The organism is Kribbella voronezhensis (assembly GCF_004365175.1).
GTDB classification, from domain to species: Bacteria; Actinomycetota; Actinomycetes; order Propionibacteriales; family Kribbellaceae; genus Kribbella; species Kribbella voronezhensis.
Map to the genome: position 1 here is coordinate 4,451,720 of NZ_SOCE01000001.1, position 25,102 is coordinate 4,476,821.

28 protein-coding genes are annotated in these 25,102 nt (G+C 68.6%); 17 read left to right on the plus strand and 11 right to left on the minus strand.

The annotated features are described in order from the left end of the window. The first annotated feature begins 4 nt into the window (after positions 1–4). Positions 5–421: an arsenate reductase ArsC gene (locus tag EV138_RS20695; RefSeq protein WP_133980506.1), complete on the plus strand. Its 417-nt coding sequence runs from the start codon at positions 5–7 to the stop codon at positions 419–421. A gap of 36 nt (positions 422–457) precedes the next feature. Here the strand turns inward: EV138_RS20695 and EV138_RS20700 are convergent, their stop codons facing one another. Further along, the gene (locus EV138_RS20700) at positions 458–958 is read right to left on the minus strand and encodes a P-loop nucleotide/nucleoside kinase family protein (RefSeq protein ID WP_133980507.1); all 501 of its coding nucleotides are present in this window, start codon (positions 956–958) and stop codon (positions 458–460) included. 151 nt (positions 959–1,109) lie between these two features. Here EV138_RS20700 and EV138_RS20705 point away from each other — a divergent pair, with 151 nt between their 5' ends. Together EV138_RS20705 and EV138_RS20710 are read left to right on the plus strand one after the other, a co-directional pair. Next, positions 1,110–2,006 (plus strand): alpha/beta fold hydrolase, encoded by an 897-nt coding sequence (locus EV138_RS20705; protein ID WP_133980508.1) that lies wholly within the window; start codon positions 1,110–1,112, stop codon positions 2,004–2,006. Between the two features lie 389 nt (positions 2,007–2,395). After that, a complete protein-coding gene (locus EV138_RS20710) occupies positions 2,396–4,924 on the plus strand; it encodes a tetratricopeptide repeat protein (protein ID WP_133980509.1) in 2,529 nt (842 codons plus the stop codon). Between the two features lie 6 nt (positions 4,925–4,930). Here EV138_RS20710 and EV138_RS20715 read toward each other — a convergent pair whose 3' ends face one another. Further along, positions 4,931–5,455, minus strand: coding sequence for a hypothetical protein (locus EV138_RS20715; RefSeq protein ID WP_133980510.1), 525 nt, complete (start codon positions 5,453–5,455; stop codon positions 4,931–4,933). Positions 5,456–5,578: 123 nt separating this feature from the next. Between EV138_RS20715 and proC the strand changes: the two genes are divergently transcribed. Then, positions 5,579–6,382 carry a pyrroline-5-carboxylate reductase gene (gene proC, locus EV138_RS20720; protein WP_112248254.1) on the plus strand — a complete coding sequence of 268 codons (804 nt, stop codon included), beginning with the start codon at positions 5,579–5,581 and terminating at the stop codon, positions 6,380–6,382. 61 nt (positions 6,383–6,443) lie between these two features. Further along, positions 6,444–7,007, plus strand: a complete 564-nt coding sequence (locus tag EV138_RS20725; RefSeq protein ID WP_238158258.1) for a hypothetical protein — start codon at positions 6,444–6,446, stop codon at positions 7,005–7,007. A gap of 4 nt (positions 7,008–7,011) precedes the next feature. Here EV138_RS20725 and infA read toward each other — a convergent pair whose 3' ends face one another. After that, on the minus strand, positions 7,012–7,236 hold the full coding sequence (gene infA, locus EV138_RS20730; RefSeq protein WP_133980511.1) for a translation initiation factor IF-1: 225 nt from the start codon (positions 7,234–7,236) through the stop codon (positions 7,012–7,014). 205 nt (positions 7,237–7,441) lie between these two features. On the opposite strand from infA, the gene EV138_RS20735 reads away from it, so the two are divergent. Then, positions 7,442–8,344 (plus strand): TIGR03560 family F420-dependent LLM class oxidoreductase, encoded by a 903-nt coding sequence (locus EV138_RS20735; RefSeq protein ID WP_133980512.1) that lies wholly within the window; start codon positions 7,442–7,444, stop codon positions 8,342–8,344. Here the strand turns inward: EV138_RS20735 and EV138_RS20740 are convergent. From EV138_RS20740 to EV138_RS20750, 3 genes are all read right to left on the minus strand, one after another. After that, positions 8,315–9,088, minus strand: a complete 774-nt coding sequence (locus EV138_RS20740) for an endonuclease/exonuclease/phosphatase family protein (RefSeq protein ID WP_133980513.1) — start codon at positions 9,086–9,088, stop codon at positions 8,315–8,317. The genes EV138_RS20735 and EV138_RS20740 overlap by 30 nt on opposite strands. After that, a complete protein-coding gene (gene trpS, locus EV138_RS20745) occupies positions 9,085–10,053 on the minus strand; it encodes a tryptophan--tRNA ligase (RefSeq protein WP_133980514.1) in 969 nt (322 codons plus the stop codon). The genes EV138_RS20740 and trpS overlap by 4 nt, the downstream gene beginning before the upstream one ends. Positions 10,054–10,242: 189 nt before the next feature. Beyond that, entirely contained in the window at positions 10,243–11,379 is a 1,137-nt protein-coding gene (locus EV138_RS20750) for a GDSL-type esterase/lipase family protein (protein ID WP_133980515.1), read from the minus strand. A gap of 143 nt (positions 11,380–11,522) precedes the next feature. Between EV138_RS20750 and EV138_RS20755 the strand changes: the two genes are divergently transcribed. Beyond that, the gene (locus EV138_RS20755) at positions 11,523–12,698 is read left to right on the plus strand and encodes an acetoin utilization protein AcuC (RefSeq protein ID WP_133980516.1); all 1,176 of its coding nucleotides are present in this window, start codon (positions 11,523–11,525) and stop codon (positions 12,696–12,698) included. A 262-nt stretch (positions 12,699–12,960) separates the two neighbouring features. Then, complete coding sequence (locus tag EV138_RS20760) at positions 12,961–13,176, plus strand: helix-turn-helix domain-containing protein (protein ID WP_112248247.1); 216 nt, start codon at positions 12,961–12,963, stop codon at positions 13,174–13,176. Positions 13,177–13,239: 63 nt separating this feature from the next. Here the strand turns inward: EV138_RS20760 and EV138_RS20765 are convergent, their stop codons facing one another. After that, positions 13,240–13,755, minus strand: coding sequence for a MarR family winged helix-turn-helix transcriptional regulator (locus tag EV138_RS20765; RefSeq protein WP_133980517.1), 516 nt, complete (start codon positions 13,753–13,755; stop codon positions 13,240–13,242). A gap of 65 nt (positions 13,756–13,820) precedes the next feature. Here EV138_RS20765 and EV138_RS20770 point away from each other — a divergent pair, with 65 nt between their 5' ends. Next, on the plus strand, positions 13,821–15,068 hold the full coding sequence (locus tag EV138_RS20770) for an amidohydrolase family protein (RefSeq protein ID WP_133980518.1): 1,248 nt from the start codon (positions 13,821–13,823) through the stop codon (positions 15,066–15,068). A gap of 1 nt (position 15,069) precedes the next feature. Here EV138_RS20770 and EV138_RS20775 read toward each other — a convergent pair whose 3' ends face one another. Further along, entirely contained in the window at positions 15,070–15,531 is a 462-nt protein-coding gene (locus tag EV138_RS20775; RefSeq protein WP_133980519.1) for an NUDIX domain-containing protein, read from the minus strand. 79 nt (positions 15,532–15,610) lie between these two features. Then, entirely contained in the window at positions 15,611–16,252 is a 642-nt protein-coding gene (locus EV138_RS20780; RefSeq protein ID WP_133980520.1) for an NADPH-dependent F420 reductase, read from the minus strand. Between the two features lie 63 nt (positions 16,253–16,315). Between EV138_RS20780 and EV138_RS20785 the strand changes: the two genes are divergently transcribed. The 3 genes from EV138_RS20785 (at position 16,316) to EV138_RS20795 (ending at position 18,701) form a co-directional block, all read left to right on the plus strand. Next, positions 16,316–16,666: a winged helix-turn-helix transcriptional regulator gene (locus EV138_RS20785; protein WP_238158259.1), complete on the plus strand. Its 351-nt coding sequence runs from the start codon at positions 16,316–16,318 to the stop codon at positions 16,664–16,666. A gap of 181 nt (positions 16,667–16,847) precedes the next feature. Continuing rightward, complete coding sequence (locus tag EV138_RS20790) at positions 16,848–17,603, plus strand: AIM24 family protein (RefSeq protein ID WP_133980521.1); 756 nt, start codon at positions 16,848–16,850, stop codon at positions 17,601–17,603. A gap of 108 nt (positions 17,604–17,711) precedes the next feature. After that, entirely contained in the window at positions 17,712–18,701 is a 990-nt protein-coding gene (locus EV138_RS20795) for a helix-turn-helix transcriptional regulator (RefSeq protein WP_133980522.1), read from the plus strand. Here EV138_RS20795 and EV138_RS20800 read toward each other — a convergent pair. Beyond that, a complete protein-coding gene (locus EV138_RS20800; RefSeq protein ID WP_133980523.1) occupies positions 18,673–19,530 on the minus strand; it encodes an alpha/beta fold hydrolase in 858 nt (285 codons plus the stop codon). The two genes, EV138_RS20795 and EV138_RS20800, sit on opposite strands and share 29 nt — an antisense overlap. Positions 19,531–19,644: 114 nt before the next feature. On the opposite strand from EV138_RS20800, the gene EV138_RS20805 reads away from it, so the two are divergent. Further along, the gene (locus EV138_RS20805; RefSeq protein WP_238158260.1) at positions 19,645–21,552 is read left to right on the plus strand and encodes an AfsR/SARP family transcriptional regulator; all 1,908 of its coding nucleotides are present in this window, start codon (positions 19,645–19,647) and stop codon (positions 21,550–21,552) included. 14 nt (positions 21,553–21,566) lie between these two features. Next, positions 21,567–22,076, plus strand: a complete 510-nt coding sequence (locus tag EV138_RS20810) for a GNAT family N-acetyltransferase (RefSeq protein ID WP_133980524.1) — start codon at positions 21,567–21,569, stop codon at positions 22,074–22,076. Here EV138_RS20810 and EV138_RS20815 read toward each other — a convergent pair. After that, positions 22,073–22,555: a GNAT family N-acetyltransferase gene (locus tag EV138_RS20815; RefSeq protein WP_133980525.1), complete on the minus strand. Its 483-nt coding sequence runs from the start codon at positions 22,553–22,555 to the stop codon at positions 22,073–22,075. The two genes, EV138_RS20810 and EV138_RS20815, sit on opposite strands and share 4 nt — an antisense overlap. A gap of 174 nt (positions 22,556–22,729) precedes the next feature. Between EV138_RS20815 and EV138_RS20820 the strand changes: the two genes are divergently transcribed. The 3 genes from EV138_RS20820 to EV138_RS20830 all read left to right on the plus strand — a co-directional run bounded on the left by EV138_RS20820 (position 22,730) and on the right by EV138_RS20830 (position 25,000). Beyond that, positions 22,730–22,831, plus strand: coding sequence for a 30S ribosomal protein bS22 (locus EV138_RS20820; RefSeq protein WP_008356322.1), 102 nt, complete (start codon positions 22,730–22,732; stop codon positions 22,829–22,831). A 65-nt stretch (positions 22,832–22,896) separates the two neighbouring features. Further along, entirely contained in the window at positions 22,897–23,904 is a 1,008-nt protein-coding gene (locus EV138_RS20825) for an NAD-dependent epimerase/dehydratase family protein (RefSeq protein ID WP_238158262.1), read from the plus strand. Beyond that, the gene (locus tag EV138_RS20830; protein ID WP_133980526.1) at positions 23,897–25,000 is read left to right on the plus strand and encodes a lysophospholipid acyltransferase family protein; all 1,104 of its coding nucleotides are present in this window, start codon (positions 23,897–23,899) and stop codon (positions 24,998–25,000) included. The genes EV138_RS20825 and EV138_RS20830 overlap by 8 nt, the downstream gene beginning before the upstream one ends. The last annotated feature ends 102 nt before the right edge of the window (positions 25,001–25,102 follow it).

Here is a 25,102-nt window from a genome sequence, read left to right on the forward strand (position 1 = left end):
CAACATGCCCGGGACCACACCTGAGGTCTTGTTCGTCTGCGTCCACAACGCCGGTCGGTCCCAGATGGCCGCGGCTCTGCTCGACCATCACGCCGCCGGACGGGTCGTCGTACGGTCGGCCGGATCGAAGCCCGCCGACCAGTTGAACCCCGCCGTCGTCGAGGCGATGGCCGAGATCGGCCTGGACATCTCCAAAGAGTTTCCGAAGCCGTTGACCGACGAGGCGGTGCACGCCGCCGACGTCGTCATCACCATGGGCTGCGGCGACGAATGCCCTTATTTTCCGGGCAAAACCTACCTCGACTGGAAACTGGACGACCCGGCCGGTCGCGGGATCGAGGCGGTCCGCCCGATCCGCGACGAGATCGACGCCAGAGTCCGCGCATTGATCGCCGAACTCGTCCCGCCGACCACAAGCTGATAGCGATTCTCCGGAGTGGCGCGATCTCCCCGGTCTTCAGATCGTCAAGCCCCGCAGGTCATCGGCGGACTGCACCCGGATCGCATTCTCATCGTCCTGAGGCGGCACGAAGTCGGCGAGGTGCTGGTCCAGTACTGCGTCCGCGACATCGCGTCGCCGAGGGTCCACCTGGTTCTCGGCCCGGCGTCGGCGGATCGTCGCGTGGTTCACGTCGACGTAGACCAGGCTGAAGTGCGCCCGCGCCGACGCGGCCAGCGAACGCCAGCCGTCGCGCAGGAACCGCGGCGAACTGGTGTCGTCGACGACGACGGACGTCCCCGAGGTCAGGAGTTCCCGGACCTCAGCAGTGGCCAGCTCATGGGTCCGGACCCATTCCCCGACCGGGATACCGTCGCCACCCCACAACCCGCGGCGCTCGTTGATCTCATCGAGACTCACGATCCTCGCCGACAGCCTCGGCGCCAGGGCCCGCGCCACCGTACTCTTCCCGGAGAACGAGGTCCCACACAGGAGAACCAGCCTGACGTCCGATGCCATCCCCGCATCCAACCGAATCGCCGATGCCACAGCAACGGAGTATCGCCCACCTGGGGGTACGCGGCTTCCTTGGTGCAGACCGGGTCTTGAGGCCTGCTGAGGTTGAAAATGCGGTCGGCTCACGTCGACGGGACAACTATGGTGACCTGTCATGACCGAGACTTTCGTGCGCTCCGGTCCGCTGCGCTTGTGGACGGAACAGATCGGAAGACGCGATCATCCCGCCGTTCTGCTGATCGCGGGCTCGTCGGCTCAGGGAATCATCTTTCCCGACGCGTTGGTCGACCGCCTGGTACTGCGCGGGGCGCAGGTGATCCGCTACGACCATCGCGACACCGGGCGCTCGAGCATCGTCGACTTCGACCGGCATCCGTACGGCCTGTCCGATCTGGCCGCCGACGCGCTGGCCGTCCTGGACGCCTATGAGCTGCCGTCCGCCCATCTCGCCGGGGTATCGATGGGCGGCGCGATCGCGCAGTGGCTGGCCGTGCACGAGTCGGCCCGCGTGCGCTCCCTCACCCTGCTCTCCACCACCCCCATGAGCCACGATCCCGGTCCGGTGTGGCAGCGAGCCATGACCGGGCAACCAGCCGACCCCGATGAACTACCCCCGCCGACCCCGCGTTTCCTGCAGCATCTGGCCGACTCGGACGGTACGCCGCCGGGCCTGGAAGCCGACGTTTCGAACTTCCGGGCCATGAACGGCGACGGCCGCCCGTTCGACGAACCGGCCGTCAGGGCGATGCTCCAGCGTTGTCAGGCGAGGGCCACCGATCCGTCCGCCGCCGCCCACCACGCGCTGATCGGCCGGAAGAAGGGCCCGGATCTGTTCGCCCCGCTGTCGACGATCGCCGCCCCCACCACGATCGTCCACGGTGATCAGGACCCGCTCTTCACTCTGGCCCACGGCGAGGCGCTGGCCGCGGCCATCCCGGGGGCACACCTCCACGTCGTCCGTGGCATGGGCCACGGCTACTTCTCCCCGGGCCTCCCGGAGCTGCTCGCCGACCTGATCTCCCTGGACACCGGCTTGCTTGGCAGCGGTTGACCTGGGATTGCCCGGCGGGTTGTTGATCAGTCAGAAGTCGGGACGTCCGGGGGACTTCGAGCACTGACGAGCGGCCGCCTGGGTGATCGAACACGACGTGTGCCTTGGGGCTGGCGCCCGCGTCGGTGTGGCTGGGGGGCGCCGGCCTTGCTGTACACATCGGCGCGGCGGGTGAGCTGCACAGAGCCACAGAGTCGTGGGCTGAGCATCCGCTGTCGCGGTTCCCGGTCAAGGTCGGTCAGCCGCGGGGAACTGGACCAGGGCGACCCGCGTCGTACTGCGCGCCGCGGTGGCCGTGCTGGTTCGCGTTGCCGCGGGTGGGGTTGTCGACCACACTCGAATGCGGCGTGAACGACGGCGAGCCGATCAGGTCAGCGGGGTGGAGAGCAGTGGGGCACACGGGGAGAACGGCACCGCCGGAACCAGGTGGCGCACAGACCGTCGACGAGCTGGCCGCGCGGCTCCGGGCGCTGCACAGCTGGGCGGGGGTGTCGTACCGCGAGATCCATCGCCGCATGGTCGCGTCCCGGCGCCGCCGCGGGATCACCGAGATCCCGGTCTACAACACCGTCTACCGCTGTCTGCAGCCCGGACGAAGCCGGCTGGACGTCGAACTGGTCGTCGACATCGCCGCCGCCCTGCTCGAGGACGAGTCGCTGGTGGCGGCCTGGCGGCAGGCCCACCAGGTCGTCGCGGGCCGCGCCGCGGACGCGGCAATCGTCAGTGTCACCGACAGCATCCCGGCCGACCAAGACAGCTTCACCGGCCGGTCGGCCGAGGTCGGGGAGCTGTTGGCTGCCTGCGAAGCCGGTACGACGCAGTTCGTGCTCGGCGGGATGGCCGGTGTCGGCAAGACCCAGCTGGCCAGGTACTTCGCGAACCGACTGGTTGAAGCGGGTCACGGGAACGACCTGCAACTCTCGGTCGACCTGCGCGGGTTCGACCCCGACAGACCGCCCGCCGATCCGGCCGCCGTGCTCGACGGGTTCCTGCGTCGGCTCGGCGTACCGGGTAGTCAGGTGCACGCTCTTGATCTGGCCGGGCGAGCCCGGCGGTTCCAGCAGTTGATGGCGGATCGCAAGGCGATTGTCCTGCTGGACAACGCGGCCTCGGAAGACCAGGTGCTGCCGTTGCTGCCGCGGAGTCCGAGCTGTGTGGCCGTGGTGACGAGTCGCTATCAGCTGAGCGGTCTTCCGGATGTCCGCTGCCTGCGACTGGACGTGTTCAGCCCTGCGGAGTCGCTCGACCTGCTGCGCGGCGTCGCCGGCGACGAGGCGATCGCGGCCGATCAGACAACGGCAGCAAGGATCGCGACCCTGGTCGGTCATCTGCCGCTGGCCCTGGCTGTGGTGGCCGGCCGGATCACCGAATCACCCGGCTGGTCCTTGGCCGATCACCTGGAACGCCTCGCCGAGCATCGCGAACGGCTCCGGCTGGAGGGCAGCGTGGAGCCCGCTCTGGCCTTGTCCTACGAGGCTTTGCCGCCCGAACACAGGCGGTTGCTCCGACTGCTCGCTCTCCATCCGGGTCACGACTTCGACGTGTACGCCGCCGCGGCCGTCTCCGGGCACAGCCGCGAGCAGGTGACTCGCGAACTGACGGACTTGCTGCGGGCCAGCCTGCTCCAGCCGGCCGCGCCCGGACGCTTCGTCCTGCACGATCTGGTCCGGGTGTTCGCCAGTGACCGCTCCCGCGACGAGGACCGAGCCACCGTACGGCGTGACGCGCTGACCAGGTTGTTCGACCACTACCGGTGGACGGCGGCCCAGGCCGCTGCCGGATATGCCCCGTACGAAGGGAGCGTGCGAACCCTGGTCGAGGATCCGGGCACCGAGTGCCCGCCGGTCGGGAACCGCGAGCTGGCCAAGGTCTGGCTCGATGGGGAGCGGTCGAACCTGATCGCTGTGGTCCGGGCCGCCGCCGAGCTGGGTAGTCCGCGACCGGTGACCGACATCTCGACGGTCATCCATTACTACCTGGACACCTCGGGCTATTACCGGGAGGCCGAGGTGCTGCACGAGTGCGCGGTCGCCGTCGCGCCGGACGACACCACCCGCAGCCGCGCTCACAACAACCTCGGCTGTGTCTACTGGCGTCTCGGCCGGTACGCCGACGGCCGGGACTGCTATCAGCGAGCACTCGACCTGACCCGCAAGACCGGTGACCGGGTCGGTATCGGCAAGGCGCTGGGAAATGTTGCCCTCGGCCACTTCAGGCTCGGCCGCTATCCCGCGTCGATCGACTGTTTCGAGCAGGCCCTGGCGATCTTCCAGCAGGAGAAGGCCGAACGCATCTCCAGTGCCAGCACGACTCGTGGCGGACTCGGCTGGAGTCTGCTCCGGGTGGGCCGGACGGCCGAGGCGCTGAAGCGGTTCGAGGAAGGCCTGCGGATCGCGCGGCAGTTGGGTGACAACACCTTCGAAGAGGCCTACGCACTGGCCAATGTGGGGAACGCGCACGTGCGCCTGGGGAGTCAGCGGTCGGCGACGGAGTACGGCGAGGCCGCGCTGGTGTTGTCACGCAAGCTGGGATTCCGGACGGGCGAGGCTGACGGGCTGAATCTCCTCGGCCGCGTGCAACTCGCCGCGGGCGATCCGAAGGTGGCCGTCGGGTTGCAGCAGGAGGCGGTCGAGCTGACGATCGAGCTCGGCAACCGCGCGATGACCGTTGAACTACGCAACGATCTCGGTGTCTCCCTGATGGCGGCGGATCGGCTGGACGCGGCGCTGGACGAACACCGGCTCGCCTTGGTCGTCGCGCGGACGCTCGAAGACCGGTACGAGCTCGCCCGCGCTTGCCGCGGTCTGGCCGAAGTACTGGATCGGCAGGGCGGCGACGGGACGGCGTACCGGGAGCAGGCGCTGAAGCTGTTCGTGGATCTCGGCACCCCGGAGGCTGCCGAGATCCACGCGAGCTGACTCAGCTCAGCACAGGGTGCCGGTCGAGTCGTGGTAGTACGGGCTGAAGACGGTCCAGTTGCGGGTCACGCCGTCCTTCAGTTCGTAGAAGCGGAACCGCACGCAGCCGTCCTCGCGGTGGTCGTAGTTGCACTGACCCCATCCTTGCGCGGCGGGCAGCGCTCCGCAGTACCGGTTCTTGCCGTAGTTGGTCTGCACGTGGACGACGGCCTGCCAGCCGTTGGCGTCCAGGTCACGGATCCACTGGTCGTCGCCGTTGTACTCGTAGCAGGAGATCGCGTAGGACGACTGCACGTACGGGCGGCAACCCGAGGGCGGCGAGGCCAGGGTCGTCATCGTCGAGGTCGCCTTCGCCGTCGAGCCGGACGCGATCGGGGTGGCCGCGACCGGTGCCGTCGGGGTGCCGTCGCCGCTGAGCGAGGCGGATCCGGTCGGGGCGGCCGCGGCCAGGCCGGCGGCGCCGGCAACGAGCAGGAGGGCGCCGGCGAAGGCGCCAAGTGTCCGGCGGGCGGTTCGGAACGTCTTGGGCATTGGATGGTCCTTCCATGAGGGGCGGTGACAGGACTCGACCACCCTGCAAGCGGTCGCCGTACGCCGTCCCGCATCTCGACCAATCTCGATCAGCCCGAGCGAGCGCGCCGCTACGCTGTCGCCATGACTAGTCAGGTGGCCATTCTCGGAGCCGGTGTGATGGGGGAGACCCTGCTGTCCGGATTGCTGCGGGCGGGCCGGCGACCGGAAGAGCTGCTGATCACCGAGCGCCGGGAGGAGCGCGCCACCGAGCTGCGCGAGCGGTACGGCGTGGACGTGGTGACGAATGTGGAGGCCGCAGCCAAGGCGGACACGCTCGTCCTGGTGGTCAAGCCGCAGGACATGCCCGACTTGCTCGCCGAGATCGCACCGGCGGTCCAGCCGACCCAGACGGTGGTCTCGCTGGCCGCTGGTATCACCACTGGTTTCATCGAGTCCCGACTGCCCGAGGGCGTCGCGGTCGTCCGGGTGATGCCGAACACGCCGGCCCTGGTCGACGAGGGGATGGCCGCGATCTCCCGCGGCGCCCACTGCGACGAGAGCCACCTCGTGCTGGCCGAGGGCCTGCTGGCCGCGACCGGCCGGGTGATCCGGGTGCCGGAGAAGCAGCAGGACGCGGTCACCGCGATCTCGGGGTCGGGTCCGGCGTACATCTTCTTCGTGGTCGAGTCGATGATCGAGGCCGGAGTGCACATGGGCCTGCCCCGGACCACCGCCACCGAGCTCGTCGTCCAGACCCTGGTCGGCTCGGCGAAGCTGCTCCGCGAGACAGGCGAGCACCCGACCGTACTGCGGGAGCGCGTCACGTCGCCGGGCGGCACCACCGCCGCCGCGGTACGCGAACTCGAGGACCACAAGGTCCGGGCCGCGTTCCTGTCCGCCATCGAGGCGGCCCGGAATCGGTCGCGCGCGCTGGCCGCCGAGTAATACCTGCGGCCGGACAGGTTATTCTGAGCGGCGCACTCCTGCACCTTTCAAGGGACAAGTCATGTCGGGTCAGCCAGCTCAACAGGGTAAGGACCAGGAAGTCGCCGAGCAGATCCCTGCGTTGCCCTGGCGGGTGCCGCTGGATCCGGCGCCCTGGTGGGCCTGGGCGCTCTTCGTCGCGCCCTTCATCGCCATGCCGGTGCTGAACTCCTGGCTCTGGATGGGCGCGCGCGACTTCCTCGCGGTCACGCTGTTCACGATCATCGGCGCGTCGGTGGTCCGGGTCGCCGGTGGCGTCGTGCTGTACCGGGTCGACCTCACCGAGACCGCGGTGAAGGCGCGCACCAGCCTGCTCGTCCGCAGCCTGGCCTGGCAGGACATCGACCAGATCGAGGTCGTCGACGACGCCGTCGTGCTGACCAGCGGCAAGGACGAGAACGAGATCAACGGCATCGCCAAGGGCCGGCCCGGCTACGTCGCCGCCGTGATGGAAGCGGTCCGCGGCCAGGCCGACGCCTCACCCGTACGCCGTGCGCGCCCCCACCCGGGTCTCGGCGCGCTCCTGGTGCTGATCTACCTGATCCTGTCGGTCGGCGCCTTCCTCGTCCGCTGGCACCTGCTCTGACAGCTCACGAGCGGTAGCGGTAGAGGATCCGCCCGCGGGTCAGGTCGTACGGGCTGAGCTCGACCGGCACCCGGTCCTCCGGAATGATCTTGATGTAGTTCTTCCGGATCTTCCCGCTGATGTGCGCGAGCACCTGGTGCCCGTTCGGTAGTTCCACCTTGAAGGTGGCATTGCGGAGGGCCTCGACGACGATGCCCTCGAATTCGATCGCGCCTGCTTTTCGTGCCATGGGTCTGCGCCTTTCAGGAATGCCGGTAGGTGGCGCTCCTGGCGAGACCTGTGTCAGTCGCCCGACCGTGAAGCTGAGGGAGGGAGCACCCTTGATCCTGCGTTCATGGGTCTCACCTCCAGGCGTGATGGCACGGTCGGGGAAACCGTAGCAACGGACGCCGCGCTCCGCCCACTCATTTTCCGCCGGGCATAGGGTCGGCGGCATGGACTTTTCCCTGTGGCCCAGTGCGGGCCGGACCTGGCAGGAAGTGGTGGACGGCGCGGAGTACGCCGAGCGCACCGGCTGGTACGGCGTGTGGGTGGCCGACCATTTCATGGTGAACGGTGACGACCTGTCCCAGCCGATGAACGAGTGTCTCGCGCTGCTCGGCGGGCTCGCGGTGCGGACCGAGCGGGTGCGGATCGGATCGATGGTGCTCGGGAACACCTACCGGCATCCCGCGGTGGTGGCGAACGCGGCCGCCACGCTGGACCAGATGAGCGGCGGGCGGTTCGTCCTCGGCGTCGGCGCGGGCTGGCAGGTGAACGAGCACGAGGTCTACGGCATCGAACTGCCGCCGGTGAAGGAGTTGCTGGCCCGGTTCGAGGAGGCCTGTCAGGTCTTCACCGGATTGCTGACCCAGGAGCGCACCGACTTCGACGGCAAGTACTACCAGTTGAGCAACGCGCCGCTGGAGCCGAAGCCCGCGAAACTTCCGCTGCTGATCGGCGCCTCCGGCGAAAAGGTTGCCCTTGGCATCGTTGCGAGGTACGCGGACGAATGGAACCACTGGGGCCTGCCGGAGGTCGCCGAGCACAAGGGGATCGTGTTCCGCGAGCACTGTGAGAAGCTCGGCCGGGACCCGTCGACGGTCCGCCGTTCGACCCAGGCGATGATCGAGATCGTCGTTCCGGGCGACACCGAGGCCGAGGAGCGGCGCGACCGGCTGACCTCGCTGGGCCGGCCGACGATCATGGGCTCCGCGGAGTACGTGCTCGACACCGTCGCCCGCTATGCCGCGGCCGGTATCGATGAGTTCCTGGTCCCGGACGGCCTGCTGGGGCAGGGATCCCGCCGCTTCGACGCCCTCGAACGGCTACGCGAAGAGGTCTTCAGCAAGCTCTAGGGTCGCGACGACCGGCCAGTGGTCGCTGGGAAGGCGACCACCTGGCCGGTAGTGCGAAACGCTCGCCTCGACGACCCGCCACGAGCTGTCGGTCAGGATGTGGTCGATCCGGTCCTGATCGGTGGCCCCGGTGAAGTCACCATGCTCGGTCCCACCCTCGGTCGCCGGTACGGCGTCCAGCAACCCGGCGTCCGTCAACGCCTTCAGTGGTGGCGAATCCGGCGTGGCATTGAGGTCGCCCATCAAGATCCAGTGCAGCGAAGGCTCGGCCGCAATCCACCGCGCGAGCAGGCGCGACGACTCCACCCGAGCGACCTCCCCAGCGTGGTCGTAGTGGGTGTTCGCGACACCGACCCGGGTGCCGTCGGCGTGCCGCAGGCGCACCAAGGTGGCGATCCGGGTCAGGTCCGCGTCCCAGCCGACCGATCCGGGCGTCGACGGCTCGGCCGACAACCACCGGGTCTCGTGCGCCTCCACCTCCCAGTCGCCGGGCCGGACCATGACGACGGAGTGCTCACCAGCATGTACTCCGTCGTCCCGGCCGGCTCCGAGGATCTGCCAGCCGGCGAACTGCTCGCGCAGGTAGTCGACTTGATCCGGCAGCACCTCCTGGAGCCCGACCACCTCGGCATCCAGGGCCTGGATCGCCGCGACGGTGGCCTGCCGGCGTACCGGCCAGGCGTTGTCACCGTCGGGCGCTGAGGAGTTCCGGATGTTGAACGTCGCCACTGTCAGTCGGATCACCCAACTGATCCTGCCAAACCCATCGCGCGGACCGCAGCCTGGAGCCGCGGCGCACTCGCCTCGATCGCCCGGTCGCGCCCCTCGGCGAGCATCGCGTCAACGGCTCCTGGATCGGAGGCGAGTCGCGCGTACTCCTTCTGCAGCGGCTCGATCACCGCCAGTACGGCGTCCGCCGTGTCCGCCTTGAGCGCCCCGTACGTCGGATACGCCTTCGCCAGTTCGACCGGATCACCGTCGGTGCAGGCAGCCAGGATCTCCAGCAGGTTGGTGATTCCGGGCTTGGCCGCCTCGTCGTGCCGGACCTCGCTGTCGGAGTCGGTGACGGCCCGCATCACCTGGCGGCGGATCACGTCCGGCGGGTCGAGCAGCCGGATCGTCCCGACCGCGTTGTCCTCGTCGGACTTGCTCATCTTCGCCGTCGGGTTCTGCAGGTCCTTGATCCGCATGGCCAGCGCGGCCTTCTGCAACTGCGGTACGACGAACGTCTCGCCGTACTCGCGGTTGAACCGGATCGCCACGTCGCGGGCCAGCTCGACGTGCTGGTCCTGGTCGCCGCCGACCGGCACCCGGTCGGTGCCGTAGAGCAGGATGTCGGCCGCCATCAGGCAGGGATAGGTGAACAGCGAGGCCCGGGTCATCGGTCTGCCCCGGCCCTTCTCCTTGTACTGGATCATCCGGGACAGCTCCCCGACGTACGAAGTGCATTCGAGCAGGTACGCGAGCTGGGCGTGCGCGGGGACGTCGGACTGGACGAACACGGTGCCCGGTGGCAGGCCGGCGGCGAGCATCAGGGTCGCCATCTCGCGGGTCAGCGCGACGAGTCGGCGGGGATCGTGTTTGGTGGTCATCGCGTGCAGGTTCGCGACGAAGTAGAAGCCGTCCGGGTCGGTGAACCGGCGCAGTGCGCCGAGGTGGTTGCCGAGGGTGAGCCGGCCGGACGGAGTGATACCGGAGAGCGAGGTCATGGTTCCTTCTTTCGGGGATGGGCCTCGCCCGGGCATCAAAAAAGGCCGCCTCGGCGAGGCGGCCTTTTGGATGCGTGTGAACGCTGCGGGTCCGCCGTCAGGCGGTCCACCACTGCTGCAGGGTCGTGCGCTGCGTGTTCACGGTCCTAAGAATAGCCCCAGGACCGTGAACTCGCGCAACCCCCTTGCTCAGTTGACCGGGACCGGACCGACGTCGATCGCGTCCAGCTCGGTGTAGCAGTCGCCCTTGCTGAACTTGACCGTGTTCTGCCCGGCCGTCAGCGCGACGTCCACCGCGCCGACGCCGAGCAGGTCCCAGCTGTACGACGGGTAGGTTACGGTTGCCGCCGGGCCGCCGTTGGCCGAGACCTTGTGGGTGCAGTTCGTCCCGGTCCCGTTCGCGCCGCGGGCCCGGATCCGATAGTTGCCAGCAGCCCCTACCTGGAACTTGAAGGTGACCGAGCTGTCCGCGTAGTCGATGTAGCCGATCTTCCCGCCGCCCGAGGCCGAGGTGATCTGCACCCGGGTCGCGTGCACCACCGTCGCGTTGGCGGTCTGCTCAGCCTCCAGCCGGGTCAGCGGTGCACCGGTGAGCGCGGCGTACCAGCGGGCCGCGGCCTTCGAGGCGGCGCCGTAGTTCGGGTGCCACGTGTCGACGAAGTCGTAGGTCTGGTAGAGGCCCGAGTTCGCGTCTAGGTAGCTGACCGGCTTACCGGCGGCGGCCTTCGCGGCGACGATGCCGGGGATGATCGCGTTGAAGGCGGCCACCCGGCTGTAGTGGTTGGCGTCGTTGAGTTGCGGGAGGTTGGAGACGAACACCTTCGCGTTCGGCAGTGTGGCGTTGATGGTGTCGATCAACGTGGACAGCTTGCCTGGAGCGGCCCCGGCCGACGCGTCGTCGTACATGTCGTTGGTGCCGATCTGCAGGGTGACGACATCCGGCTGGTAGGTGTTCAGCCAGCCGACGACGCCGGCCTGGAGCTGGCCGATCGTCCAGCCGCCGTGGCCTTCGTGGTTCTTGTCGCCGAGCGCCGCCGATCCGCTGGTCACCGAGCCGACGAAGTCGACCGGGCGGCCGTCGGCCTTCAGCAGTTGCCACAGGTCGGTGCGGTAGCCACCGCCCGCCGCGTCGCCGCCCGCGGTGTTCGAGTCGCCGAGCGGCATCAGCTTCGTCGGGGTGGCGCGGTTGATCGGTACCGCGGGGTCGTCGACGGCCTGGAGTTGCGCGGATTGGCTGGTGCGACCGGCGGTCAGGCCTGGGCTGAGGTTGAGTGCCAACGCGGCACCGGCGATCACGACGGGCAGAGCACGGGCGAGTACGCGCATGGCGGCTGTCTCCTTCAGGACGGAACGTGGCCAGTCGATCGTCGGCTGTCACTCCTGCCCCAGCAATCAATTCCAGCTCGCTCGAACACCACGCCCGCCGTGAGCGCAGGACCCAGCTGGCCGGGTGGCCTAAGGTCGGGGACATGAGTGGTGAGGCGATGCTGGTCTTCGACGAGGGCCTGACGGCGTACGACTTCGGGCACGGGCACCCGATGAGCCCGATCCGGGTCGACCTGACCGTCCGGCTGGCCCGGGCGCTCGGCGTACTGGACCAGCTGAAGGTCGTGCCCGCGCCGATCGCCGACGACGCGCTGCTGCAGACGGTGCACACGGCCGAGTACATCGCCGCCGTGAAGCGGGCCGGCGAGCATCCCGACGTACCGGATCTCGATCATGGTCTCGGGACCGACGACACCTACTGTTTCCCCCGGATGCACGAGGCGTCCGCCCATGTCGTCGGCGCCTCGGTCGAGGCCGCGCGGGCCGTTTGGGAAGGCGACGTCGTGCACGCCGCCAACATCTCCGGCGGGCTGCACCACGCGATGCCGGCGATGGCGAGCGGATTCTGCGTCTACAACGACCCGGCCATCGCGATCCAGTGGCTGCTCGACCACGGCGCCGAGCGAGTCGCGTACGTCGACGTCGACGTGCACCACGGCGACGGGGTACAGACCGTGTTCTACAACGACCCCCGGGTGCTCACGGTGAGCCTGCACGAGTCGCCGACGACGCTGTTCCCAGGCACCGGTACTGCGGGGGAGACAGGCGGGCCGGATGCGGAAGGCAGCTCGGTCAACGTGCCGCTGCCGCCAGGAACTGGAGATGCCGGGTGGCTTCGTGCGTTCCATGCGGTGGTGCCTGATGTGGTGAAGGCTTTTCGGCCGTCAGTGCTGGTCACACAGCATGGGTGCGACTCGCATGTCGAAGACCCGCTGGCCCACCTGACCCTGACGATCGACGGGCAGCGGGCGGCGTACCAGGCACTCCACGACCTCGCCCACGAGGTCTGCGACGGCAAGTGGGTCGCAACCGGCGGTGGCGGCTACGCGATCATCGACGTCGTCCCGCGCGCCTGGACCCACCTGCTCGCCATCGTCGCCGGCCAGCCGATCGACCCGTCGACAGCGGTGCCCGAAGGCTGGCGCGAGGACATCCAGATCCGCTTCGGCCGCGTCGCCCCTTCACGAATGACAGACGGCCGAGATGCGGCGTACACGGATTGGTCGACGGGCTACAACCCGGACACCTGGCTGGACCGCTCCATCAAAGCCACCCGCGACGTCTCCTTCCCCCTCCTCGGCCTCGACCCCACGTACTAACACCAGCCCCCGTCGCGCCTCCTACGTCGGCTGCTCGACCCGCCCGCCCCGGATCGCCACTCCTGCGTCGCGGCTCGGCAAACCCGCGGGTGGTTGAGGTGGTCGGCCGGGGACTGCTGACGCGCGACGGGGGCGTTCTTTCGAGTCACAGGAGTCCCCCTCTTTCCCATTCGCACCAACAGCCACTACGCTCGGTTCATGCACGGGCGGAAGTGCCGGAGGGGAAGCCGGCGCACGACCCGTGCTGGAAGTGCGGTGCGCAATGGCATCAAAGAAGTCCGGCGGTGAGTCGCCGCTCGCCGAGGTGAAGTTCCTGACCGTGGCGGAGGTCGCCACGGCCATGCGCGTGTCCAAGATGACGGTGTACCGCTTGGTGCACTCCGGAGAGCTGCCCGCGGTACGGGTGGGTCGGTCGTTCCGGGTGTCTGAGGACGCCGTGCACGACTACCTCAAGGGCGCCTTCTTCCAGGCCGGATAACTACGAGAAGCGCAAGCGGCCGACTCCCTTCGGGGACCGGTCGCTTCGCCATGCCCGCGTCGGCTAGCTCCTCGTGCCGGTCCGCGCCGCCGGGCGGTCGGTGACGAAGAGTGCCCGGAGTGCCTCCGCGGCGGCCTGCACGGTCTCGGGTGGCAGCTCGGACCACATCTCGTCGTGCGCCGCAGCGCTCGCCTGTACGGCGCGCTCGGCCGCCTCGATGCCTTGCTCGGTGAGCCTGATCTGGGTTCCGCGGCCGTCGTCCGGGTCGGGCTCGCGGACGACCAGGCCCCGGCCGGCCAGCTGGTTCGTCACGTTGCTGGTGCCGCCGGAGGAGAGCAGCAGGTTGCGGCTGAGATCGGACGGCTTCATCCGGTACGGCGTACCCGCGCGGCGAAGTGAGACCAGTACGTCGAACTCAGCGGTGGTCAGCCCAACGTCTCGCAGCACCCGCCGGGTCACCTCGCTCAGGTCGTCCGCGAGCAGCATCACCCGCTTGGTGAGCTCCGTCGTCGGATAGAGCACCGACGGCAACTCTCGCTGCCAGGCCGCGATCAACTGGTCCACCCGGTCCCCGGTCATGGTTGACAGTCTAGGTTCCTTTGATGATAGCTTTCCATAAAGCTTTCTACTGAGGGGATGTGCGAATGAGTCAGCGTCTACTGCTCCGAGGAGGACTCGTCATCGACACCGAGCCCGGCCCAGTCGTGCGCCGCGACACCGACGTCCTGATCGAGGACGGGCGGATCGCCGCGGTCGGGCGCGACCTCGGGGTCACGGATGCCGAGGTGATCGATGCATCGGACCGGATCGTGCTGCCCGGGTTCGTCGACACGCACCGGCATCTGTGGGAGGTGGCGCTGCGAGGCACGGCTGTCGATGTGGATCTGATGACCTACCTCCAGCGGATCCTCGGCGAGTACGGCTCCCGCTACCGTGCCGAAGATGTTGCTGCGGGCAACCTTGTCGGCGCGCTCGAATGCCTGGACGCCGGAATCACCACCGTGCAGGACTATTCGCACGTTCAGCAGGGCATCGAACACGCGGATGCGGCGCTCGATGCGTTGATGAGCAGCGGCATCCGGGCCGTCTACGGGTACGGGCAGTCGCCGCTCACCGGCGCCGCTGTCGACCCGACCGGAATGCGGCACGTGGTGGGGCGAGCGTCCGGCCGGATCACCGTGGCACTGGCCGCCATCGGACCGGCGTACTCACCGCTCGAGGTTGTCCGTGCGGACTGGGAGTTGGCGGCGTCGCTCGGTCTGCCGATCGTGGTGCATGTCGGGAGCGGGCCGGTTGCGTACGAACCGCTGGCGCTGCTGCGGGACGAAGGGTTGTTGCGGCCCGATGTCCTCTATGTGCACGGCAACACCCTGGCCGATTCCGAGCTGAAGCTCATCGCCGAGTCCGGGGCGAGCGTGTCCATCACGCCGGCGGTCGAGGCGCGGATGGAGATGGGTGATCCGATGGCCACGCGGTTGCGGGCGGCCGGCGTCACGACCGGGCTCGGGATCGATGTGGTGACCAGCGCACCGGGTGACATGTTCAGTGCGATGCAGTCGATCCTTGCCCTCGGCTACAAATCCTTCACTGCCGCGGAGGTGCTCCAGCTCGCCACCCTGGAGGGAGCTCGCGCACTCGGCCTCGACGATCAGATCGGCTCGCTGCGCCCCGGCAAGCAGGCCGACATCATCATGCTCCGTGCTTCCGACATCAATCTGATCGGTGGCTCGCAGGACCCGATCGGCACTGTCGTCACCGCCGCGCATCCGGGCAACATCGACACCGTGCTGGTCGACGGTCAGCCGGTGAAGCGCGACGGGCGGTTGCTCGCTCCCGGCCTGCCAGCCGCGCTGGAGGCAGTACGTCGTACGGTCGACTACCTGGCCGCTTGACTCAACGGGGGCGGGCCGGGCGAGGGCAGGCCAGCGCGATCCGGAGCCAGCGAGAGACCGGTCCGTCGGTAGGCAGGGCGTCCGGATCCGTGGAGACCCAGCGGGCCTCGGTGAGTTCCGCGGACAACTCGAAGTGATCCGAGGTCGGCCTTGCCAGCACGATCGTGAGGTTGTCGACCTTGCCCTCGCGGTTGGTCGTCAGGGTCTGCAGTACGACCGGCGGTTCGGTGATCGACAGCGACAGTTCCTCGCGGACCTCCCGGATCGCCGCGCCCTCCGCAGTCTCGCGCTTCGGGTTGTACCCGCCACCCGGCAGCGCCCACCACTCCTGATCCACATAGGAATGCCGTACGACGAGGCAGCGCGCCGGGTCGTCCGGATGAAGCAGCAGCGCCTTCACGCCGAACGTCGTCGGCTTCCGCACCTTCCACCACAGCCGGATCCCTCGATGACCTAGTCGCATCACAACGGACCGAAACGGCACAAGGTTCTCCTGGCACGACGACAACGCGGTCCGGAGATCGTATGCCTCTCCCGGGTCCTCAGGTGGTCGGCGGGGTGGTTCCGAAAGCGGCTGCCCTGGGCGGGAACAGGGCGCGAACGTCGCCGCCGGTGACCCAGATGCCGACGGCGAGTGCGGCTGTTGCCTCCAGAAGACGTGCTCTGGCAAGGGATCCGGCGGGGACGGGAAGGTAGCCGAGGTCGCGGACGAACCTCCCGACGAGGTCCGCAGCGGCTGGATCGTCAGCACAGATCGGTACGCCGAGTGGGGCACCGTCGAACAACTGCGGAGCGTCCCGCCAGACAGTGTCGGCAGCGAGGTTGAAGGCTTTGACCACCCGGACATGGGGAACGGCCTGGCTGATGGACTCGGCCATCGCAGGCACGGCGAGGGTGAAGTCACCATGATCGAAGGCGTTCGTGCAGTCGACCAGCGTCGTCCCGGGCGCAAGGTCCAGCCCGGTCAGAACTCCCACCGCCACCTCGGCCGGCAGGGCGAGCAGCACGACCTTGCCGTACTTCGAGGCGTCCTGCATCGATCCGCCGGTAGCGCCGATCCGCGCGGCCACCGTCGCGGCTCTCCCGGGGTCGCGGCCGCCGATCATCACCTGGTGGCCCGCCCGGACCCAGTGCCGTCCGAGAGCTTCCGCCATTTCGCCGTTGCCCAGTGTCCCGATTCGCATGGCTCGAAGGTAGTGAACCCGAAACGCACCCCACGGTGTGTAACGGGCCGCCAGAATGGCTGGGTGGAGCCGAGATTCTTCGCCGATTGCCAGGCGCGCGTCGCCATCGACCTGATCAGTGGGCGTTGGCCGATGGTCGTGCTCTACTCGCTCGCGACCGTCGGGCCGTCGCGACCCGGTGTCCTGACGGAGCAGATCGGTGGGATCAGCCAGAAGGTGCTCACCGACACGTTGCGCCGGCTGCAGGCCAACGGGCTGGTCGAGCGGCATCGGTACGCCGAGGCGCCGCCGCGGGTGGAGTACTCGCTGACCGAGGCCGGTCAGGCCCTGATCGGGCCGCTGGAAGCGCTGGGCGAGTGGGCCCAGAAGTACGGCGACGCCGTGCTGGCCGCCCAGGAGACCGCCGACTGGTGATCTGCCACGCAGGAGTGCGACCTTCGAGAGCCGAGCCCACCAAGTTCCCGAACGCCAAGGCTCTTCCCCAGCGCCGCTGGTGCTGGGAGAGTCGGTCGAGCAGCGGGGGTACGGCACCGGGGGCGGGGATGGTGCGTCTATGCCAACGCTCAGGCACATCCACGTGGGAGGGGAAACCAGCATGCGAAGTGAATTGTTCGCCGCGACCAACCAGGAGCAGGAGTCCGCTCAGGCCGGTCTGCGGTTGCAGAACTCGAAGTTGCTCAAGATCGAACTGCGCGGCGAGGTGTTCGCGCGCCAGGGGGCGATGGTCGCGTACCAGGGCAACGTGCAGTTCGAGGCCCAGGGCTCCGGCGGGATCGGCAAGTTCCTGAAGCAGAAGCTCACCGGTGAGGGCATTCCGCTGATGAAGCTGCGCGGGCAGGGCGACGTGTTCCTGGCCGACCGCGCCGCGGACATCTACCTGATCGATCTGGAGGGCCCGCACGACGGTCTGAGCATCAACGGCGCGAACGTGCTCGCCTTCGAGCCCACGCTCAGCTGGGACATCAAGATGGTCCAGGGCGCCGGCATGTTGTCGAACTCCGGCCTGTTCAACTGCAACTTCACCGGCCAGGGCCGGATCGCGATCACCTGCAAGGGCACGCCGGTCGTCCTCACCGTGGACCAGCCGACGTACGCCGACCCGCAGGCAGCCGTCTGCTGGTCGACCGGCCTGCAGACGGGTTACCAGCGCGCCGACTCGATCGGCCTGGGCACGCTGCTCGGCCGGTCCACCGGTGAGGCGTTCACGATGAGCTTCGCGGGTCACGGCTTCGTCGTCGTCCAGCCGTCCGAGGAGCCGCCGGGCGGTTTCGTCGGTGGCACCGGCGGCGGTCAGCAGTCGGGTCAGGACGGCGTCGCCGGAATGCTCGGGGGCCTGCTCGGCGGCCGCTGACCCGAGGGCGCGGCACCACCTCGACGACCACCAGCGCCGCGTACGCAGTACGCCGCGCTAGTGTCTTTTACCGACGATCCACTTCCGGAACAGCGGGGGGAGTTGCCGGTGCACGACGACCTGAGTCCGACCTCGCGGGCGCTGCTGCTGCTCGAGCTGATCCAGAACAGCCCGGGCATCGGCGCGTCCCGGCTGGCCGAGCGGCTCGGGGTGTCCGAGCGGGCGATCGGCCGGTACGTCGGGATCGTGCGCGAGGCCGGCGTACCGATCGAGTCGACTCGCGGCCCGTACGGCGGTTACCGCGTCGGCCGGGGCGCCCGGGTTCCGCCGCTGATGTTCACCACGACCGAGGCGCTCGCGCTGGTGATGGCGGCGCTCGACGGCCACCACAACGCGGCCGACCCGGCCGATCCGGTCGGCAGCGCGCTCGGCAAGATCATGCGCGTCCTGCCCGAATCGGTCGCCAGCCCGGTCGACGCCGTACGCCGAATCAGCGCCGGGCGCGGCCAGGATCCGCCGACGCCCGAACCGGAGACCACGGCAACGCTGGTTCAGGCCTGTACGTCGAACCGTTCGCTGCGGCTGGTCTATCGCGTGAACTCCGGCGCGGAGCATCCGATGGAGGTCGATCCCTGGGCTGTCGTCGTCCGGCACGGCCGCTGGTATCTGCTCTGCTGGTCGCACGCCAAGGACGCGCGCAGGGCCCTGCGGATCGACCGGATCCGATCGGTCGAGCTCCTCGACGGGACCTTCACCCCACCGGCTGACCTCAATCCGAAGCAGGCGCTCGAGGAGCAACTGTCGGAAGGGTGGAAGTACCGGGTCGAGGTCGTCATCGATGCTGCCTTCGACGACGTGGCGCCGTGCATCCCGCGCGCGCTCGGCCGGCTGGAGGCGATCACGCCGACCACGACCAGGCTGACCGGCAGCACCGAGAACCCGGGCTGGTACGTCGGTCAGCTGACCGAGATCTATGCGCCCTTCCGGTTCGTCGATTCTCCCGAGGTGCAAGCCGCCGCCGAGAGGCTCGGCCGTCGGCTGCTCGAGTCCGTGCAGCCGGCAACGGAGGTCAACGGTTCAGCAGGGAGCGAAGGGTAGCGGCGATCTCGGTCGGAGCCTCTTCGGCCATGAAGTGACCGTGGTCGACCGTCAGGTGTTCCAGTTTCGGCGCCCAGGCCCGCCACAAGGCGGCCGCGTCGAAGCCGAGCTGAGCGCCCCAGTCCTGTTGCACGACCGTCACCGGCATCTGCAGTTGGTTGCCTGCGGCAAGGTCTTCCTGGTCGTGCCGGATATCGATCCCGGCCGTGGCGCGGTAGTCGGCGACGATCGACGGGATCGCGTTCCGGCAGGCCCGCAGATACTCGGCCCGTACGTCGGCCGGGAACGGGCTCTTCCCCCACAGATCGAGGAAGTAGCCGAAGAAGGCGTCCGGGCTGCCCGCGATCAACTCCTCCGGCAGGCCGGCCGGCAACGCCATCAGATAAAGGTGGAACGCCACTGCCGCGTTCACTCCGTGCAGTGAGTCCCACATGTCGAGCGTCGGCAGGACGTCGAGGCAGGCGAGGTGCGTGATCGTGTCGGGGTGATCCAGGCCGGCACGGAAGGCCACCAGTGCGCCGCGGTCGTGACCGGCCAGCGCGAACCGCTCGTGCCCCAGTGCCCTGGCGACTGCGACGATGTCGGCCGCCATCAGCCGCTTCGAGTAGTTGCCGTCAGCGGGCTTGTCACTGGCGCCGTACCCGCGCAGGTCCGGGCAGATGACCGTGTGGTCCGCGGCCAGGCCGCGAGCCACGTCCCGCCACATCAGATGGGTCTGGGGGAAGCCGTGGAGCAGCACGATCGGCGTACCGGTGCCTCCGACTGCCACTTCGAGGGTGACGCCTTCCGCACCCTCCAACCGCTGGTAGTCGAAACCACTGATCTTCATGACGCCTGCTTTCTGTGAAGGAATCGGTACCCCAAACCCTCGCTGGTGCGGATGAGCATTCGATGAGCACGCGCTACGGTGACGGCATTCGCGCGATCCGGAAAGGCTGGGCTGGTGCAGTTCGGAGTACTGGGACCCGTAGTGGCCTGGGACGAACGTGGTGAGCCGCTCGCGCTCAAGGGTCCACGGCATCGCGCAGTACTCGCCCGGCTGATCATCGCCCGCGGCCGCGTAGTACCGGTCGATCTTCTGGTCGATGACCTGTGGTCCGACCCGCCGGCCGGAGCGGTCAGCGCCGTACGCACCTTTGTGGCAGCGCTCCGCCGAGCAGTGGAGCCGGACAGAGCGCCTCGTACGCCGCCTCGCGTACTGGTGACTGCCGGGCCGGGCTACTCGCTTCGAGCCGAACCGGATGCAGTGGATGCCTGGCGGTTCGAGCAGGTGGTGTCGATGACGACGGCCCAACCAGAGCAGGCGCTGAAGCTGCTGAGCGAAGCATTGGGGTGGTGGCGTGGGCCGGCGTATGCGGAGTTCACCAATGATCACTGGGCAACGGCAGAGCGAGCCCGGTTGGCTGAGCTGCGACTGCAGGCGGTCGAGCAGCAGGCGGAGGCGCGGCTGGCACTAGGGCTGGCGGGGGAGGCGATCGCGGACCTGGATGCTCACGTGTCCGAGCACCCTTGGCGTGAGGAGGGCTGGCGACTACTGGCCTTGGCGCTGTACCAAGCCGATCGGCAAGGCGATGCATTGGCCGTACTACGGCGCGCCCGCGGCCTCCTCGTCGAGCAACTCGCCGTCGATCCCGGCCCCGCGCTGCGCCGCCTGGAGACCGACATCCTCAACCAGGCCGAACATCTGCGGTCAGCTAGTACTGGCGTGGGCAAGGTGTGGGAGGAGGCCGCGGCGGCGTACGACGAAGCGGTGGGTGTGGGTGCCCGGGCGCGGCTCGAATCGACCGTAGGACTGCTGCGGAACCTGGCGGTCACCGGCGGAGGCGGGCTGGAGGCTGCGCGGCGACACCGGCTGGCGGCGATCGTCGCTGCCGAGGAACTGGGGGATGTGGAGCTGACGGCGCGGGTGATCGGCGCGTACGACGTACCGGCGATCTGGACGCGGTCGGACGACGAGGAGCACGCGCGGCAGGTGGTTGCGGCAGCGGAGCGGACGTTGGCCACACTGCCCGTCGATCGCGACGCCGCTCGGGCTCGGTTGCTCGCCACGATCGCGCTGGAATCCCGTGGGAGCAGGGATTCCCGCGGTCGCGAGGCGGCGGCTGAAGCCGAGCGGATCGCCCGGCGGTTGGACGATCCGGGGTTGCTGGGCTTCGCTTTGAACGGCGTGTTCATGCAGAGCTTCGAGCGTGCTGGTCTGGCGGCTCGCAGAGATGAGATCGGTGCCGAACTGATCAGCCTCGGTACTGCGCATGATCTGGTCGGCTATGAGGTGCTCGGCCATCTCATCCGGATCCAAGCGCTCAGTGCACTTGGCGACTTCACTCAAGCCGACCAGCACGCAACGGCAGTGGATCTCCTGGCCGCTCGCCGGGAGCTGCCGCTGGTAGGGGTCTTCACCCAGTGGTACCGCGTACTACGGCTCGCCGCGGAAGGCCGTACCTCGACGGGCGAGCTGGAGGCCGCCTACCGGGAGGCCGCGAGGTCATTGGACGGCGCAGGCATGCCCGGCGTACAGAACGGGCTTCTGCCGCTTGCACTGTTGGCTGTGCGGGGTGAGCCCGGTCGTGACGAGGACTGGGGACCGTACGAGCCATGGGTCCGCCCGCTGGTACTGCTGGCCGAAGGCCGTCGCTCCGAGGCGGCGCTGGCCTTGAGTGCGATCCCGGAGCCACCCAAGGATCTGATGTACGAAGCGATGTGGTGCCTCGTACTGCGTGCGGCTCTCGCCCTTGGCGATCAGGGGATGGTGGCAAGGGCGAGGGATGAGCTGGCGCCTGCTGCTGGAGAGCTGGCAGGAGCCGGCTCGGGACTGCTCACCTTCGGGCCGGTAAGTGACTTGCTGGAGTGATGGAGACTGAGCAGATGACGTACAGATCTGGGCTGCGGTTGGTGGGGGACGGGCTGGTACTGCGGGAGTGGGAGCGGGGTGACCTGGCTGCCATGGTCAAGCTCTTCGACAACCCGGAGGTGGCGCACTGGACGCCACTGGTCACGCCGTTCGACCTGGACGCGGCGAAGGCGTATCTGGACAGGGCGCTCACCGCCAACGGCACCATTCAGCTTGCGATCACCGTCGACGGCGGGCAGCCGATGGGTGAGGTGTTGCTGATGACCGACCGGGCGACGCTCGGCTACTCGGTCGGCCCTGAGTTCCGCGGTCAGCGACTCGCAGTACGGGCCTTGAAGCTGCTCACGGCGTACGCGCACGAGGAAGCGGGTCTGCCGCGGGTCCTCCTCGAGATCGAGCCCGAGAACGACGCCAGCTCAGGAGTCGCCCGGTCCGCCGGCTACCGGCTCACCGACCTGCTGCCGACCAACGTCACCGACAAGGGCCGCCCGGTCTCGCTGCTCACCTGGGAACATCTCGCCTAGAGCTCCAGGGCCCAGTCGTTGCAGGTCATCCAGTGACCTTTCGGGTACTCGAACTGACGGGGGCCGAGCAAAGTGAAACCTGCCTTGCGGCACAGCGCGTTCGACGCGGTGTTGTCGACACGGGGATAGGCATGCAGGCGCCGATGAGTGCCTTCCGCCGCCGCGGCCTTCGCCACTTCGGCGATCGCCGCGCTCGCGATCCCTCGGCCCTGGTACGCCGGCAGGATCGCCCACCCGGTCTCCCAGACCGTCTCGCCACCCTCGGTGTGCTCCCAGTACCCGATCGACCCGGCCTTCTCCCCGCCGTCGAGCACGATCACCGACATCTGCCCCGGCATGCTCTGATCGAAATACCGCCGCTGCCGATCCTTCACCTTCTCCGCACTCTCCGGCCCCCCGAGAAACGCAGTCATCTCCTCGGTATTGCAGGCCTCCAACAACCAGAAATCATCCTCGGTCCACCTCGTAAGCCGCACCACGATCGGTTCCTCCTGGTCGGGATGACAGACTGCAGGTCCAATTGCGTCGGATTCGCAGCTTAGGCAGCCCCGCCGACAGTCCCAGGTTGAACCGCTCCCAGGCCTCACTTAGGTCGGAGTGGCGACTTGCGGGTAGGCTTTGCCGACGCTCTCTTTAAGTTTGGAAGGTCCACTGTGGGTTCTGTTATCAAGAAGCGCCGTAAGCGGATGGCGAAGAAGAAGCACCGCAAGCTGTTGAAGAAGACGCGGGTGCAGCGCCGCAAGCTCGGCAAGTAGCAGGTCCCGCCGCTCTGGTTCACCAGAGCGGCGTTGATGGTGTTGCTGTCTGGCTGGGGGTTCTCGTGGCACAGGTAGTGATGGTTACCGGCGTCTCCCGGGACGCCGGTGCTCGTTGTGCCCGCCGCTTGGCCGCGGATCCGGCGATCGGGACTGTGATCGGCATCGACGTGGTTCCGCCGCGGGCGGAGCTCGGTCGGGTCCGGTTCGTTCGCGCGGACATCCGCAACCCCGTGATCGCCAAGGTGATAGCCGGTGAGGACGTCGACACGGTCGTCCACACGGGCGTCGTGGCGACCCCTGGCAGCGCCGGTGGCCGGTCGTCGATGAAGGAGATCAACGTCATCGGCACCATGCAGTTGCTCGCCGCGTGCCAGAAGGCGCCCGGCGTCCGCAAGCTGGTGGTGAAGTCGTCGACCACGGTGTACGGCGCGGGTCCGCGCGATCCCGCGATGTTCACCGAGGAGATGGCGCCCCGGGCGATCCATCAGACCGGGCTGAGCAAGGACGCGGTCGAGGTCGAGGGGTATGTGCGCGGGTTCGCCCGGCGCCGCCCCGACGTGTCGGTCACCACATTGCGGATGGCCAACTGGATCGGCCCGCAGACCGACTCGCCCATCACCCGGTACTTCGCGATGCCTGTGGTCCCGACCGTCTTCGGGTACGACGCCCGCCTGCAGTTCCTGCACGAGAGCGACGGCGTCGAAGCGATTCACCACGCCACCACCAACGACCTCCCCGGCACCTTCAACCTGGCCGGGGACGGCGTACTCGTCCTCTCCCAGGCGATCCGGCGACTCGGCCGGCCCGTGCTCCGGCTGCCCTCGTTCACCGCGGCCGGCACCGCCGCCGTCGTACGCCGGGCCCGGCTCGCCGACTTCTCGCCCGACCAGATCACCTTCTTGACCTACGGCCGCGCCGTCGACACGACCCGGATGCGGGCCGAGTTCGGCTTCGAACCGCAGTACACGACAGCGGCCGCCTTCGACGACTTCCGGAAGTCGCTGCCGCCCGGCGCGGTCACCTCGGCCGCGCGGCTGCTGACCGCAGGACTGGGAGCGGTTCGTGGCTGACGCCGACGTGATCCCGATCGGCTCCGGCGGCCGCCCAGGCCGCGGCACCGGACGCCGTACGACGCCGTCATCCGCAGCCCGCGCCCTCGCAGGGCCCGGCGCCCAACCACCCAAGCGCACCAAGCGCGCCAACGACCGTCGGGCGGACGAGCGGCGGGGCGGGGATGAGCCGGACCTGGTGATCGAGGAAGCGGTCGAGGAGCAGGCTGCGGCTGCGGGGCAGTTCGCTGGGTTCGAGCAGTTGGTCCGGGACGCGTTGGGCGCGGACGGGGAGCGCAAGGTCGCCGAGTATTTGGCGTTCCTGCGCCGCCGGCTGACCGGTGACTACGAGGTCGACGAGTTCGGCTACGACCAGGACCTGACCGACCAGGTGCTGCTGCCGTTCCTGCGTCCGCTCGCGGAGAAGTGGTTCCGGGTCGAGGTGCGTGGAATCGAGAACATCCCGGACACCGGCAGCGCGCTGATCGTGGCGAACCACTCCGGCACGATGCCGCTGGACGGCCTGATCACCCAGCTGGTGGTGGCGGACCACGCGAAGCGCCCGCTGCGGACCTTGGCCGCTGACCTGGTGTTCAAGACGCCGTTCGTCGGTGAGCTGTCCCGCAAGGGCGGCGCGACGCTGGCCAACAACGACGACGCCGAGCGACTGCTGCGGCAGGGGAATCTGGTCGGCGTCTGGCCGGAGGGGTTCAAAGGACTCGGCAAGCCGTTCAGCGAGCGGTACAAGCTGCAGCGGTTCGGCCGGGGCGGATTCGTCAGCGCCGCGATGCGTACCGGCGTACCGATCGTGCCGTGCTCGATCGTCGGCGCGGAGGAGATCTACCCGCTGGTCGGGAACATGGCGTCGCTGGCGCGGCTGGTCGGCGTGCCGTACATCCCGGTCACGCCGTTCTTCCCGCTGCTCGGTCCGCTCGGGTTGATCCCGTTGCCGTCGAAGTGGCTGGTCGAGTTCGGCGAGCCCATCCGCACCGACGAGTTCCCCGACGGCGCCGCCGACGACCCGATGCTCGTCTTCAACGTCACCGACCAGGTCCGCGAAACAATCCAGCAGACCTTGTACTCCCTGTTGATGCAACGCCGCAGCGTCTTCTTCTAACCCGCACCAGCACGAACCAACCACCGCCCATCCCTCACCACCCCCAAGCGGCGGTGCAGCTCTCAGCGACATCGAGTGGCGGACGTCTCGGTAGAACGAGCC

Coding starts and splice junctions, on each gene's coding strand:
- EV138_RS20695 (WP_133980506.1), top strand. CDS start 5: ATGCCCGGGACCACACCTGAGGTCTTGTTCGTCTGCGTCCACAACGCC.
- EV138_RS20700 (WP_133980507.1), bottom strand. CDS start 958: ATGGCATCGGACGTCAGGCTGGTTCTCCTGTGTGGGACCTCGTTCTCC.
- EV138_RS20705 (WP_133980508.1), top strand. CDS start 1,110: ATGACCGAGACTTTCGTGCGCTCCGGTCCGCTGCGCTTGTGGACGGAA.
- EV138_RS20715 (WP_133980510.1), bottom strand. CDS start 5,455: ATGCCCAAGACGTTCCGAACCGCCCGCCGGACACTTGGCGCCTTCGCC.
- proC (WP_112248254.1), top strand. CDS start 5,579: ATGACTAGTCAGGTGGCCATTCTCGGAGCCGGTGTGATGGGGGAGACC.
- EV138_RS20725 (WP_238158258.1), top strand. CDS start 6,444: ATGTCGGGTCAGCCAGCTCAACAGGGTAAGGACCAGGAAGTCGCCGAG.
- infA (WP_133980511.1), bottom strand. CDS start 7,236: ATGGCACGAAAAGCAGGCGCGATCGAATTCGAGGGCATCGTCGTCGAG.
- EV138_RS20735 (WP_133980512.1), top strand. CDS start 7,442: ATGGACTTTTCCCTGTGGCCCAGTGCGGGCCGGACCTGGCAGGAAGTG.
- trpS (WP_133980514.1), bottom strand. CDS start 10,053: ATGACCTCGCTCTCCGGTATCACTCCGTCCGGCCGGCTCACCCTCGGC.
- EV138_RS20750 (WP_133980515.1), bottom strand. CDS start 11,379: ATGCGCGTACTCGCCCGTGCTCTGCCCGTCGTGATCGCCGGTGCCGCG.
- EV138_RS20755 (WP_133980516.1), top strand. CDS start 11,523: ATGAGTGGTGAGGCGATGCTGGTCTTCGACGAGGGCCTGACGGCGTAC.
- EV138_RS20760 (WP_112248247.1), top strand. CDS start 12,961: ATGGCATCAAAGAAGTCCGGCGGTGAGTCGCCGCTCGCCGAGGTGAAG.
- EV138_RS20765 (WP_133980517.1), bottom strand. CDS start 13,755: ATGACCGGGGACCGGGTGGACCAGTTGATCGCGGCCTGGCAGCGAGAG.
- EV138_RS20770 (WP_133980518.1), top strand. CDS start 13,821: ATGAGTCAGCGTCTACTGCTCCGAGGAGGACTCGTCATCGACACCGAG.
- EV138_RS20775 (WP_133980519.1), bottom strand. CDS start 15,531: ATGCGACTAGGTCATCGAGGGATCCGGCTGTGGTGGAAGGTGCGGAAG.
- EV138_RS20780 (WP_133980520.1), bottom strand. CDS start 16,252: ATGCGAATCGGGACACTGGGCAACGGCGAAATGGCGGAAGCTCTCGGA.
- EV138_RS20790 (WP_133980521.1), top strand. CDS start 16,848: ATGCGAAGTGAATTGTTCGCCGCGACCAACCAGGAGCAGGAGTCCGCT.
- EV138_RS20800 (WP_133980523.1), bottom strand. CDS start 19,530: ATGAAGATCAGTGGTTTCGACTACCAGCGGTTGGAGGGTGCGGAAGGC.
- EV138_RS20810 (WP_133980524.1), top strand. CDS start 21,567: ATGACGTACAGATCTGGGCTGCGGTTGGTGGGGGACGGGCTGGTACTG.